Genomic DNA, 14,476 nt, shown 5'->3' with positions numbered 1-14,476 from the left:
AAATAAAATTGTATCTTGCATCATAACATAGACAGAGAACAGATAGCATCTTTCTTATCGTTATTCCTTCATTTATTGATTTTTAGACATTTTACTGTGAACTCATCATATGAGATTCAAGGAACACTATATATCATTAAAATTGAATTTAAATTTTTGGAACGATGAAATACATATGGCTATCTGCATTATCACTTCTTACTCTGTTTAGCTGTGTTAGCACAGATCAAACCCAAGAAGATTATGCGTCGAAAGTAAACGTTTTTATAGGAACTGGCGGACATGGACACACCTTCCCTGGCGCAGCTTTCCCTTATGGACAAATTCAATTAAGCCCAGACAATGTTACTGGTGGCTGGGATTGGTGTTCAGGATATCACGATTCAGACTCTACTGTAGTTGGGTTTAGTCATCTTCACCTTAGCGGAACTGGTATTGGAGACTTATATGACATATCTGTTCTTCCCACCATTAAGAAGGTGGAATATCGTGAGGGGGATGATAATGCAGCATTTATCTCGAACTACATTGGGACTTATGATAAAGAGGATGAGAAAGCTTCTCCAGGGTACTATGGCGTCCGATTTAACAATAGCGGTATCAAGGCTGAACTAACCACAACCAAACGTGTAGGTGTTCATCGTTATAGTTTTCCTAAGCATCAAGGTAATAATACAATTATATTCAATCTAGGATATGCGAAAAACTGGGATGCTACAGTGAAAACTGCTATCACCGAGGAGTCTCCGACACAGATCTCTGGATATAGATGGTCTACTGGATGGGCTAAAGATCAAAGAGTTTATTTTGTCGCGCAATTCTCTGCACCTATTATTGCAAAACAAGTATTTGAGACAGGAGATAATCAAGCTGTTGGTGCTTTCGAATTTAAACAAAGTGAAGTTGTGGTAAAAGTAGGAATCTCATCTGTGAGTAAAATGAATGCAGAAGAGAATATCACTACCGATAATGCTACCTTTAACTTTGAAGAGACCCAAAAATTTACTCATGAACAATGGAATAAGTCACTATCTAAGATTCATATTAATGGTGCATCTGCTAACACAGATACCATATTCTATACTGCACTATATCACACAATGATTGCTCCAGCTCTTTTCTCTGACCAGAATGGACAATACAAAGCACCTAATGGACAGAATAAAGTAGCAGAAGGTTATAATAGATATACCGTTTTCTCTCTTTGGGATACATATCGTTCTTTACATCCACTGATGACCATCACAGACGAGAAAAGAGTAAATGACATGGTGAGATCTTTGCTTGATCATTATGAGACCATGGGATTTCTTCCTGTCTGGGAACTTGAAGGAAATGATAATGGGTGTATGGTCGGAAACCATGCAATCTCAGTGATTGCAGAAGCGATCATGAAAGACATTGGAGATTTCGATAGAGAAGAGGCTTATCAAGCCATGAAAAAGAGCTCTCTAATCGACCGCAGAGGTATGGGATATCACAATAAGATCGGTTATATCCCTTCGGATAAAGAGAATGAAGCAGTAGCAAAATCTCTCGAGTATAGTGTTGATGATTGGGCTGTTGCAGCAGTAGCAAAGAAGTTAGGCTACAAAGAGGATTACCAATACTTTATCAAGAGAGCCAATAATTTTGAAAACTATTTCAATAAAGAGACTGGATTTTTTAGAGGTAAGAATGCTGATGGATCATGGGTTACGCCATTTGTTCCTACGGAATCAAGGCACCGTGACAATGATTACACCGAAGGGACAGCATGGCAATATCTATGGTTAGTTCCACAGAATCCACAAAAGCTTATCTCTCTTCTTGGTGGAGAAAAGCCATTCGTAGAAAAGTTAGACACTTTCTTCTCTCTTAAGGAGGGAATTACGGGAGAACATGCTTCTCCAGATATCTCTGGACTAATTGGAGGATATGCTCACGGAAATGAGCCTGGTCACCATACTATTTATCTTTATAACATTGCCAACAGGCCAGATAAGACACAATCATTAATTCATAAAGTGATAAACGAGATGTATCATAATAATCCAGATGGTATTTCGGGAAATGAAGATTGTGGTCAAATGTCTGCATGGTATATCCTTAGCTCTATTGGCATCTATCCAATGAACCCTGCAAGTGGACAATACCAATTGGGGGCTCCTAATGTACCTGAAATTACTATTAACCTTACTAATCATAAGACATTTAATGTGGTTGCAGATAATTTCGGAAACAATAATATCTATGTGGATCATGTTGAGTTAAATGGTAAAAGGTTGAATAGATCTTTCATTACACACAAAGAGATAAAAAAAGGAGGCGAACTGAAGTTTTATATGAGTAGCGTGCCTTCTAACACTTTCAAGAAACTGGAAAACAACAACTAACTCTTAAACCTTATTGAATATGATACATTCAGTACAAAAGACAAGACTTGTTCTACCAATTTTGCTTATGCTTGTTTGGTCAGGTCTGAAAGCTCAAGATCCTGCATCCTACGTGAATCCTTTTATCGGAACCTCTAATTTTGGAGCATGTTATCCAGGAGCAGTAGTTCCCAACGGAATGGTATCGGTAGTTCCTTATAATGTCACTCTAGACGATCTTAATCCATTAAATACTGACTCACGTTGGTTGTCTAATCCATTTGTTTCGGATAATAGCTTTATGACAGGATTTACTCATGTCAACCTGAGTGGTGTTGGTTGTCCTGACTTAGGATCTATTATCTTAATGCCAACAACAGGTAAACTGGAGGTGGATAAAAATAAGTATGGTTCTACTTATAGTGACCAAGTTGCAAAGCCAGGATACTATAGCACAACCATAAACAAATATAATATTAAGGCCGAAGTTAGCTCGACACAACGTGTGGGAATTAGCAGGTATACTTTTCCTAAAGGTCAATCAAATATTCTCTTAAATCTTGGATTAGGGTTAACCAATGAAAGTGGTGCTTACACTAAGATTGTTTCACCAACAGAGATTGAAGGTTCAAAACTACTCGGAACATTTTGCTATAATAAAGACGCTGTATTCCCAATATATTTTGTAGTGAAGTTTAGCAAACCTGCTAAAGATAGAGGGTACTTTAAGTTTCAACAACCACTAGCAGGTCCTCGTGCTCAGTGGTCATCCACTAGCGGTAAATATAAGATATATAAGAAATACTATAAAGAGATGGCTGGCGATAATATCGGGACCTTCTTTACTTTTGACACCAAAGACGGAGAGCAGATCGAAGTGAAAGTTGGCGTTTCTTATGTTTCTATTGACAATGCAAGGCAGAATATGGAAGTGGAACAACCAAGTTTCAATTTCAATAAAGTAGCCGACAGCGCCTATAAGAGCTGGAACAGCGAACTTTCTAGAATTAAAGTTGAAGGTGGAACTGAGGATAATAAGACCGTATTCTACAGTGCACTCTACCACATACTTCTACATCCAAATATTCTTCAAGATGTGAATGGGCAATATCCTGCTATGGAGTCAGATCAGATACTCACAGCACAAGACCGAAATCGTTATACAGTATTCTCTCTTTGGGATACTTATCGTAATGTGCATCCATTCTTGTCATTAGCATATCCAGAGAAACAGAGAGAGATGGTTCAAACCATGATTGACATGTACGATGAAAGTGGATGGTTGCCAAAATGGGAGTTGTATGGAAGAGAAACTTATGTAATGGAAGGAGACCCTTCGTTGCCTGTGATAACAGACACCTATTTAAGAGGTATTCGCGGTTTTGATATTAACAAAGCTTACAAAGCCATGTTAAAATCGGCTACTACAAAGCAAAAACTTAATCCTCTACGTCCAGATAATGACTTCTACTTGAAACATGGCTATGTACCTTTTACTCATAATTTTGATAATTCGGTATCACATGCATTAGAATACTACATTGCTGATTGGAACCTAAGCCGTTTGGCTTTTGCATTAGGTGACAAAGAAAATGGAAAACATTTTGAGAAGCAGTCAAAGGGTTATAGAAATTACTTTAATAAAGAGTACCAGTTGTTTGTTCCTAAGAAAGAAGATGGGCATTTCATCGAGAACTTTGATCCAACCATGGGAGAGAACTTTGAACCAGCACATGGTTTCCATGAAGGTACCAGCTGGAACTATAGCTTTTATGTACCTCATGACATCAAGGGGTTGATTAAACTTTATGGAGGAAATAAGAGGTTTGTAGAGCGACTTGAAACTAGTTTCGTGAAACAACATTATGATCCAGCCAACGAACCAGATATTGCTTATCCTTATCTTTTTAACTATATTAAGGGACAAGAGTGGCAAACACAAAAATGGATAGATACACTCAGACATGACTACACAAACAAACCTGATGGTATTCCTGGAAATGATGACACAGGGACTCTTTCAGCTTGGATTGTATACAGCATGATGGGAATTTATCCTGTTTGTCCTGGTGATATGAATTATGCAATTACCACTCCTCTTTTTGACAAAGTAACCATCGAATTAGATCCTACTGTCTATCCAGGCCAGTCGTTCACGATTGAGAAAAAGGGAGATAAAGGGGATATTTATATCGATTCGATGAAATGGAATGCGAAGAAGTGGAATAAGTTCTTCATATCTCATCAAGAGATTACTAAAGGTGGCACTTTGTTTATTAACACAACCAATAAGAACTAAATAAATACAACAACAAATGTCGCAAAACAAAAAGAGCCCACTTAGTTGGGTTCCATCTACTTATTTTGCCATGGGATTACCTTTCATTGTAATCAACCAAACGGCAGCACTTATGTATAAAGATCTTGGAATTAGTGATGCAGAGATCACCAAATGGACTTCTCTTATCATACTTCCATGGTCATTAAAATTTTTGATTAGTCCTCTTCTTGAGATGGCTAAAAGTAAACGAGTATTCGTTGTTCTAACTCAGCTTATCACAGCAGTCATGTTCTATATGGTTGCTTCGGTACTTGGTATGAATAGTTTTTTTGCTGTTAGTATTTCTATGCTAGCTGTCGTAGGATTAAGTGGAGCTACCCATGATATCGCTGCTGATGGCCTATATATCGAAAGTCTAAGTTCATCGCAACAGGCAGAATATATTGGTTGGCAAGGTGCATTCTATAATATTGCCAAGATTGTCTCGACAGGAGGTTTCGTCTACCTAGCAGGAGAGTTAGGCAAGTCTATGGGGGTTGTAAGAGGATGGGCTATTGTAATGGCAACCCTCGGAGTCTTGATGATGCTTTTGGGTATTTACCATATAAAAGCACTTCCAAATCCAATCAATAAGGATCAGAAAAAAGCAAAAGAGGGATTCACTATATTGGTAGATGTGATAAAGACTTTCTTCCAAAAGAAGCATATCTTCTACTACATTATCTTTATTATACTTTATCGTTTTGCAGAAGGATTTGCCATAAAAATGGCACCACTATTTCTAAAGGCTTCGAGAGATGTTGGAGGTTTAGGGTTAAGCACATCACAGATGGGAACTATTTATGGAACTATGGGTGCGGCGGCTTTTGTGATCGGATCACTTCTTGCAGGTAAGTATATCTCTAAAAAAGGATTAAAGAAGACATTATTTCAGTTGGTCTTAATCTTTAATATTCCTTTTGCAGTCTATTTTGTTTTGGCCCATTTTCAGCCTGAGAGCCTAACATGGATCTCTATTGCAGTAATCTTCGAATACTTTGGTTACGGATTTGGATTTGTTGGTCTTACCCTATTTATGATGCAACAGATTGCACCAGGTAAATACAAAATGGCACATTATGCTTTTGCTACCAGTATCATGAACCTAGGTGTAATGATCCCATCATATATTAGTGGAGAGCTTAGTGACTGGTTGGGATATGAGATGTTTTTTGGATGGGTTGTAATCGCAACAATTCCTTCTATTCTAATCACGAAGTTCGTTCCTTTTGGCACAAAAGAAGAGACAATAGAATCATAATATACAATAATAAAGTTTACAGATCATGACAAATAAAGTTCAAATACCTTGGCAAGACCGTCCTGAAGGATGTAAAGATGTAATGTGGCGTTTTGAAGAGAATCCAGTGATTGGAAGATATCATATTCCTACATCAAATAGTATCTTTAATAGTGCTGTCGTTCCCTTCGAAGGTGGCTACGCTGGTGTTTTTCGATGTGATAATAAAGCAGTTCAAATGAACATCTTTGCGGGTTTTAGTAAGGATGGTATTGATTGGGATATTAATCATGAACCGATTGAGTTTGTTGCGGGCAATACAGAAATGATCGAGTCTGAATATAAATATGATCCTCGTGTAACATGGATAGAAGATCGCTATTGGATAACATGGTGTAATGGTTACCATGGTCCGACTATCGGAATTGCATATACTTTCGATTTTAAAACATTCCATCAATGTGAAAATGCATTTCTTCCTTTCAATAGAAATGGAGTGCTATTTCCTGAAAAGATTGATGGGAAATATGCGATGCTAAGTCGTCCATCGGATAATGGGCACACTCCTTTTGGTGATATCTATATTAGCTACAGTCCTGATATGAAGTATTGGGGAGAGCATCGCTGTGTTATGAAAGTAACCCCTTTTGAACAAAGTGCATGGCAATGTACTAAGATTGGTGCAGGGTCTGTACCTATTCTTACTGATGAAGGTTGGTTGATGTTCTATCATGGTGTAATTACCACTTGTTCTGGATTCCGATATTCCATGGGATCTGCCATCTTAGACAAGAATGATCCAACCAAGGTTCTTTATAGATCTCAACCCTATATTCTAGCTCCTGCAACACCATATGAGTTGACTGGAGATGTACCAAATGTTGTATTCCCTTGTGCGGCGTTGGTAGATAAAGAAGAAGATAAAGTAGCAGTATATTATGGTGCAGCAGACACTGTTGTAGGACTTGCATTTGGAAAGCTGAGCGAAGTAATTGCTTGGACAAAAGAAAATTCTCTATAACAGGATATATATAACAAGGGAGCCATACTAGACTCCCTTGTTTTACCTTTGATATACGGTCATATCAATATTCATTTATCATCGTGATCATTTATTCCATAATTAGGCTACATTTGACCCTCTTAATTTTAATAATCCGAATTCATTAAGATGGAGTATATTTTCTGTAGTATCACGTTTATTACGATCCCATTTATTATATACTATTTGTGCCAAAGAGTATCATGGTTAATTAAAATCGGTCCCATTGCTACGGCATATATTCTTGGAATACTCTTTCATCAAATATGCGATTTAGATAATGAGAACCTTTTCTCATTTCAAGAAAATTTCTCTTCGATATATCTTCTACTTGCAATACCTCTGCTCCTTTTCTCAATCAACATAAAGAAAGAAATACGTCAGAATCGAGAAGTCTTAAAGGGGTTTATGATAGGATTGATATCTCTATTGATCGCCACATGTACAGGTTATTTTATTTTCAAAGATAAAGTACCTCACATGTCTCATATGGTAGGAATGGTTACAGGACTATATTCAGGAGGGACCCCCAATTTAGCATCAATAAAAGGAGCACTTAATATTGAAGCGAATGAATTTATAATGGTCCATAGTCTTGATTTTATCATAGGCTCCCCATCGTTGTTTTTCTTTATGACTATCGCTCCGCGAATATTTAGAATGATACTACCTGTGGATAAAGATAAGAGTAGTAACCTACAGCCGACTACATCAAATGTTAGACCTATTTACAAAGAAGGTCCCTCATTGTTAAAAAGTCTTTGTGTCGCCATTGGCGTGGCCGTATTAAGTTTAGGAATAGGCTTACTATTCCCTAAAAATCTACAACCCATAGTGATCATCTTACTAAATACGACTATTGCAATTCTAGCAAGTAGTAACAGAACCATTAATAAACTCCCCTTGTCATATGAACTAGGAAATATTTTTATTATTGGATTCTCTTTTATTTTAGCGAGTATGGCAGACTTATCAAAGATAGATTTAGGTACTAGTATAGGAACCTTTTATTTTATGATGTGGTCCATATTAATATCTTTTGTCCTACATCTACTCTTGGCTAAATTAACCAATCAGGATGCAGACAAAACACTAATTGCGATGGTTGCACTCTATTACTCTCCTGCCTTTGTTCCTGTAGTTACCTCTTCAATGAAGAATAAAAGCATTCTATTATATGGGATTGTTATTGGGATGTTGGGATTTATTATAGGAAACTATTTGGGGGTTTCCATCTCATTGCTGCTAGATTTTTTTGCGTAAAAAAGTAGGATATTAAAAATGCCACTGTGTTTAAAACAAGTGGCATTTTTAGTTATAGATGATGAGTAAACTTATGGGTATTTTTCATTGTAAAAAGCTCTATACACTCCGTTGGTCCATCCAAAGCCATCTTGGTTAGGATACTCTCCTCCACCTGTGTCAGTCAACTCTACGACATTGTATTTTTCTAATAGTTTATGGGTGTTCACGTATACATTCTCACACAAGCTCATCCATCGATCTCTAATTGCATTTGAGATATCTTCGTGTCCATAATCTTTCATCGCACGATAGGTAATCCATTGTAATGGAGCCCAACCATTAGGAGCATCCCACTGTTCGTTTGTAAAGACCGGGGTCGTTACAACACCTCCTTTTTTAAGAAAGACTTTGTCCACTTTATCTGCAACTTTCGCTGCTTGGTCTTTAGATGCAATCCCTACAAACAAAGGATATACACCTGCTAAGGATATTTGAGGAGAACGAGTGTTATCAATCCAATAATAGTCTTTATAGTAACCATCTTCTTGGTCATAGCAATACTTATTGATTGCTTCCGCTCGCTTCTGAGCAAGGTTTAAGTATTGTTGATGATGGTATACATCATTCTTTAGCTTATACATTCTAGATAATACCAACTCTAAATGATATAACAATGAATTTAGATCAACTGGCACAATCTCTGTCGTATGAATCGTATGTAGATCTTTTCCGTTTCGGAACCATCTACTTGAAAAATCCCACCCTGATTCTGCAGCTGAACGTAGGTCTCTATAAACAATCGATGACTGTAAAGACAAACCTTCTTGTGCAAGACGCTTTGCTGTTTTTTTGTCTTTACGATACATTTCAAAACGAGGAATATTTAGTCGATCATAATATCGATTTAAGTGCTCTCCATCTTTCATCATAATCACATGTTTCTCTGAACGATGGTTTGCATTAAGCTGACCTTCTCCTTCCATCCAAAATGCATACTCCTTCTCTAACGAAGGCAAGTATTTTAGGTATGTTGAGTCGCTAGTTGCTTGTGCAAGCGATTCTATCATGAAAGAGTAAAATGGAGGCTGTGATCTAGATAAATAATACTTACGATTTCCATTGGGAATAAAACCTACTCGATCAATAAGATCAGAGAAATTATCCGTCATATTCTTTGCTAGACCAATTTGGTTGTCAACAATTAACCCTAACATCGTAAAGTAGCTATCCCAATAATAGATTTCCCTAAACCTTCCACCGGGCACGATGTATGATTTATTTAATGGAATTAAGGTGCCATAATTTACTGCGTTGGGATTACGTTTGAGATGCCCCCAAAGAGCCTTTATATGTTCATTTATATTCCCAGCAACATGAAATGACTCTTTGTAGGCATCGGCTAAAGTAAAGTGATTGAGTAAAAAAGGTTTTATCACATTTATATCCTTTTTATTATCTAAAGAATGATACTCCTCAAGAATTTGACTTAAAGGGTACTTTGGTATTGCATCTAAAAAGTCTTTGGAATCATTAAATAGTTTTCCCGCTCCAAACAGGTCATCATTGGACAATACATCCTCAAAAAGATCACCATATTGTTGATTCGGATAGGTCATAGTATTAGACATCATCGCAGTGTCGTTGGCATTCTTCTTGCCCCCAGCACAAGCGATCAATAGGAAGCTAAGTATTACTGTTGAGATCTTTATATATTTCATTATAGGCAGATTTAAAAATTCACTACTACTGAAAGTTCATATGTCATAGGTCGCATATATCTTCCATACATCCAATGGTTGTTATATTTGTATGCTTCATCTTTCTTAATCAACTCAGATCCAGAGATAGTCCCTTTTGCCCCCGTTTGATCGAGAAAATTAACAACATTCATATTTAATGCTACATTCTTGTTTGCTTGATACTTTATACCTGCAAATGTTTCCCAGTGACTATTGAAATATAGTGCATTACTCAAATTTGCATAAGTCTTGCCATAGTATCTGAAACTTGACCATAAAGACATCTTCTTCCCAATATTAAACGATGGATCAATCTCAATTAATGTTCGGGGAATTTCTGTTACAAAATTATCCGTTGCATTAATGTGTCCTTCCGTCCCATCGTTAAAATGTACTGTCGATTCATATTTCTGGTACGTTGGATTTTGTAATGTTAGTAAGAAATGTAGGTGAAACCATTTGGTTGGATCCGCCTCAATATTAGTTGTCCATCCAACCGTTCTAATATCATAATTGAATGCAGCTGCCTGTACTTCTGTACTACCAGGAGCAGGATTATTTATATTTAACCTCTTATAGTTATTAGACTTCTGAATACATGACAACATGGAAGTAATATTCATCCAATTATTGTGATAAAATAGACCTCCTCTAACTAATGAGATTTTGATCTGCTGATCATTAGGATTCGATGTTCCAGCATAGTCTTGAATCGCTGGTCGACGCGTAGCATATGTGAAATCTCCAAGAGCACTCAATGATCTAGACAATCGGTATTGGATGCTTGTAGCAATAGCATAATTAAAATAGTTCCCCTCAAAATTCTTAGGCTTAATGATCTTACCATCTACTTCCTGACCAATATGAAATCCATTCACTCTAGAATAAGGAAGATTCTCTCCTGCAACTCTATAGTATTCTCCTCTCATTCCATAGTACCAACTCAAACGATTGTTGGGTTTCCATGTGTCCGAAAAATACAACGCTAATTTATTTTCATAACCTTTATAATACTCAGACCCACCTAGGTTGTAATCATAGAATACTTGACTGTTCCCGCTACTTAAATTACGTGTTAACATCTCAGGATGAGGAGAAACAACTTGATCATATCGAGTAGTACTTGACGCATAATCCACATCATAATACCATTCATTAATACCTAATCTGATATCATGAACATCACCATTATACGACAACTCTGTCGTTGCCAATAAGTTCTTAACAGTACCATCATGACTATATCCTATTCGACCTTGCTTTTGCCCAGTATATTTCTCATTCCCTTGATAAAAAGTTACGGCTGATCCACTCGTTCCAACTTCCTGACCGTTCTTCACTTGTGATATCGCAGTTCCTCCCACAGCATAAAAAGCTGCATCAGCCATCATGTATTTCGCTCGGGTAGACCATTTGATCCCTGAATCAAAGTTGTAATCAAGCATAACGGTTCCTTCATTAGCCTCCGTATTACAGAAATCGTCATATTGCCCTTGAATCAACTTCCCATTTCGTACATCTACATATTCAATTTTTCCATCAGAAGATAAATATGATGTTGTTCCCAATGATAAACCAGGAATCTCTTCGACTTCTCCATCTCCTTTATAAATAAACGATGCTTCTGCTGCTGCATTGGCAACAGGCTTAGATTTCGAATAGTGATAAATAAATGATAGATGTCCTTTATTATTATTGAATAATTTTGTTAATCCAAACTTATATATCTGTGTTCTATCTTGATAATCTGTGAACTTAAGATCAAAAGCTCCCGGATCAAAATTCTGATAAACACTTCCTGAATAAACCCAATTATTGTATAGTTGCCCTGACAAGTTTAGATCAAACTGCTGCTGACCATAGTGATTTACTAGATAATGTAATTTTCCTTTAAATTCTTTCGTCCCTAACTCAGTGTATGAATCCACTGAATATGCAATATTCCCCGTCAGAATGGCTGACTCAGTCGGATTCATTACCCCCATTTTTCCTAAACTTACATCACTACGCCAATGTGTCGATACATTATGCAAGCTGGAACTATAAACAACAGGCAAGCCGTTTTCATAGACACATACATCCTCTGAAGGTAACCCTATTTGAATCTCTCTCGGCTTATTCGAATCAGAAGCATTCAGCATGATATTGCGATCTTCTCCATCACCCTTTTCTTTATCCTTCGTTGACTCTGTTTGCCCCAATGAAATAAAACAGGACAGAAAAGCAGACATAAAGATTATATGTTTAAAATTCATGTGTTAATTGGTTTACTAGTTTCACATTAAAATGATCTCTTCTGACTTATATATGACGATATAAATCTTCGAAGAATACACCTCAAAATTATCAAGTAAACACTCCTGAATCCGATAAATATGAATTATATATAGGTCCCATTTTTAACACACTCTAAATACCATACTCATAATCAACAAAATACACACAAACCAATTCCTATCAATATAGTTACACTATAAATATTACACCTAAGACTGATGACCGATACTCAATATCTGTTGTTCAAAATGACCTCTATCCTTAGCATGATTTCTCATTTTCGTACGATATGCATAGATTGTATTAACACTATAGCCAAGGAAGTTCGCAATGGCTGCACTTTCATCAATTCCAACCCTTATTAATGCACAAATTCGCTGTTGGGGACCTAGTAAACCATCTTGCCCAGAATCCAATGTATAATCAGCAAACAAGGCATTTAATTGTGTAGGGAAGTCCGGGTATAGATATAAAAAGGCGGTATCAAACTTACGATACAACTCTTCTGTTTCTGCAGTAACCTTACGGTATTCGGATGTAATACGCATGACTTCATCATATCTTTTGTCTCTCATGTTTTTATGAATCGTCTGCTTCAACTGGGTAAGCTTTATGATATAGTCCGAACACTGATGAATAAAATACCCAATATACCGATCTTTAAGTTTATCAGAAGAAACCAAAGCTTCATTTGACTTCTCAATAGAATCCTTCAATTCAACAATTCTATTCGTTTTACGTCTTAGCAGCATCAGTAGAAATGCAAACACAAAGGTAGAGAGAGTTACCATAATCAATAAACCATAGATAATCCTCTTCTCTTTCTGTAATGTATTGCTATAAGCATTATCTATGATAGGCAATATCCTTGCAATCTGCATCGCATGCTGCTTCGCTTTAAACTGGTTCGCATCATGAATAGCTATCTGTGCATATTGATAGGCCCTTTTTACATCACCTAACTCATATAATGACCATGCCAAATCCCCTAAAGACATATACTCCTTGGTTGCAGACTTAATATCAACAATTGATGTCTTGATCAAACACTCTATGTACTTATCCGTCTTCTGCAAATGCTTATTTGCAACGGCTTTCATATACATGGTCATTGCATAATGGTTAGACGAAGGAACCAAGCGTTTTAAAAGAGTGTCAATACGCTCCAAAACTTTTTCCCACTTCTCCTCATGAAATAACTTCCGGATTACAATATCCTCTATCAGTACAGGCTTACTTTTTAGATGCACGACAAGACTAGAGTAGACCTGTTCAAGACTATCCTTATACCTTAGTTTATTTTGATCATTGGAAAAAGCAATCAGGCCTTCAAAATAGAACTCTCTCATCTTCCCATAACGATATTGAAGATCTTCTGGAATAGGTTGTTTATGGAACTTACTAATCAACGAAGCACATTCATTATACATACCAACTGTTGACAACAAGGACACCTCATCGATCATATGATCTAGATGATGAATAGAATCTTTTAATACAAAAACCTTATTGGCTTCGAAATAGTACTTAGCTGAATCGTGATCATACTTTAAATACTCATTAAATAGTTTATGACCATAATAATACTTTTCCTCTTGCAATGATGCTTCGAAATACTTCAGTCTTAACGAATCTAACTGGAGCTCTTTTTTGTGGATATAATGATCTCTTTGATCCAACACACTATCCAATTCCAATAATAGTGCTTCTAAATGATCATGATGGTCTTTATAGGTATGACAACTACTAAGTAGTAATGCAAATAATAATGGTAAGTTCTTCATTGAATTTAGATATCAATTCATTTAAATAAGGCTGGGAGAGATAGACTAGTTAAGTTTATCAGCTAATGTAATTTACATAATTGTGTCCAATATATAAGTACATTATCATAAAAGCAAATTAGAAATATGTTTCCAAACAATGAACCTAAGACAGAATTAAAACATCGAGGATTATCAAGAATATCGATCCGAATCTAATAATGTTGACAATTCAAACTATAAGAACACTATAGACCATCAAGTATCTTAAAGTACGCTTGCATGACAATTGGAACACCTTTCCTTTACCAAAATGTCGTTGAGAGATAAGCGAAGGGTAAGTTTAACATAGGGATGGCTACTTTATACAAAATATGAGCAACTTTTATCACCGATCTTACAATAGGGGAAATAATATCGGAAGGGGGCCGTCTTGCTATAATGTAGAAGTATCAATTGCAAAAAGTATAGACGCAAAAAAACGACTCTTTAATAA

8 protein-coding genes are annotated in these 14,476 nt (G+C 36.5%); 5 read left to right on the top strand and 3 right to left on the bottom strand.

Annotation, left to right across the window (positions count from 1 at the left end; all coding sequences use genetic code 11):
- Positions 1-164 precede the first annotated feature (164 nt).
- From K5X82_12420 to K5X82_12400, 5 genes are all read left to right on the top strand, one after another.
- Entirely contained in the window at positions 165-2,375 is a 2,211-nt protein-coding gene (locus tag K5X82_12420; GenBank protein ID QZT36085.1) for a GH92 family glycosyl hydrolase, read from the top strand.
- A gap of 19 nt (positions 2,376-2,394) precedes the next feature.
- The gene (locus tag K5X82_12415; GenBank protein ID QZT36084.1) at positions 2,395-4,653 is read left to right on the top strand and encodes a GH92 family glycosyl hydrolase; all 2,259 of its coding nucleotides are present in this window, start codon (positions 2,395-2,397) and stop codon (positions 4,651-4,653) included.
- Positions 4,654-4,669: 16 nt separating this feature from the next.
- Positions 4,670-5,935, top strand: coding sequence for an MFS transporter (locus K5X82_12410; GenBank protein ID QZT36083.1), 1,266 nt, complete (start codon positions 4,670-4,672; stop codon positions 5,933-5,935).
- A gap of 25 nt (positions 5,936-5,960) precedes the next feature.
- Complete coding sequence (locus K5X82_12405; protein QZT36082.1) at positions 5,961-6,935, top strand: glycoside hydrolase family 130 protein; 975 nt, start codon at positions 5,961-5,963, stop codon at positions 6,933-6,935.
- 150 nt (positions 6,936-7,085) lie between these two features.
- Complete coding sequence (locus K5X82_12400; GenBank protein ID QZT36081.1) at positions 7,086-8,219, top strand: DUF819 family protein; 1,134 nt, start codon at positions 7,086-7,088, stop codon at positions 8,217-8,219.
- A 71-nt stretch (positions 8,220-8,290) separates the two neighbouring features.
- On the opposite strand, the gene K5X82_12395 is transcribed toward K5X82_12400, so the two are convergent.
- The 3 genes from K5X82_12395 to K5X82_12385 form a co-directional block, all read right to left on the bottom strand.
- The gene (locus K5X82_12395; GenBank protein ID QZT36080.1) at positions 8,291-9,919 is read right to left on the bottom strand and encodes a trehalase; all 1,629 of its coding nucleotides are present in this window, start codon (positions 9,917-9,919) and stop codon (positions 8,291-8,293) included.
- Between the two features lie 11 nt (positions 9,920-9,930).
- Complete coding sequence (locus K5X82_12390) at positions 9,931-12,195, bottom strand: hypothetical protein (GenBank protein ID QZT36079.1); 2,265 nt, start codon at positions 12,193-12,195, stop codon at positions 9,931-9,933.
- Positions 12,196-12,426: 231 nt separating this feature from the next.
- Entirely contained in the window at positions 12,427-14,001 is a 1,575-nt protein-coding gene (locus K5X82_12385) for a DUF6377 domain-containing protein (protein ID QZT36078.1), read from the bottom strand.
- Positions 14,002-14,476 lie beyond the last annotated feature (475 nt).

It is taken from the genome of Prolixibacteraceae bacterium, from assembly GCA_019856515.1.
Taxonomy (GTDB): Bacteria; Bacteroidota; Bacteroidia; order Bacteroidales; family Prolixibacteraceae; genus Halosquirtibacter; species Halosquirtibacter xylanolyticus.
This window is presented reverse-complemented; position numbering and strand designations above follow the sequence as displayed.

Bases quoted from the DNA above. Each gene is read 5' to 3' on its own strand.
- K5X82_12395 (QZT36080.1), bottom strand. From the start codon at position 9,919: ATGAAATATATAAAGATCTCAACAGTAATACTTAGCTTCCTATTGATC.
- K5X82_12420 (QZT36085.1), top strand. From the start codon at position 165: ATGAAATACATATGGCTATCTGCATTATCACTTCTTACTCTGTTTAGC.
- K5X82_12410 (QZT36083.1), top strand. From the start codon at position 4,670: ATGTCGCAAAACAAAAAGAGCCCACTTAGTTGGGTTCCATCTACTTAT.
- K5X82_12415 (QZT36084.1), top strand. From the start codon at position 2,395: ATGATACATTCAGTACAAAAGACAAGACTTGTTCTACCAATTTTGCTT.
- K5X82_12385 (QZT36078.1), bottom strand. From the start codon at position 14,001: ATGAAGAACTTACCATTATTATTTGCATTACTACTTAGTAGTTGTCAT.
- K5X82_12390 (QZT36079.1), bottom strand. From the start codon at position 12,195: ATGAATTTTAAACATATAATCTTTATGTCTGCTTTTCTGTCCTGTTTT.
- K5X82_12405 (QZT36082.1), top strand. From the start codon at position 5,961: ATGACAAATAAAGTTCAAATACCTTGGCAAGACCGTCCTGAAGGATGT.
- K5X82_12400 (QZT36081.1), top strand. From the start codon at position 7,086: ATGGAGTATATTTTCTGTAGTATCACGTTTATTACGATCCCATTTATT.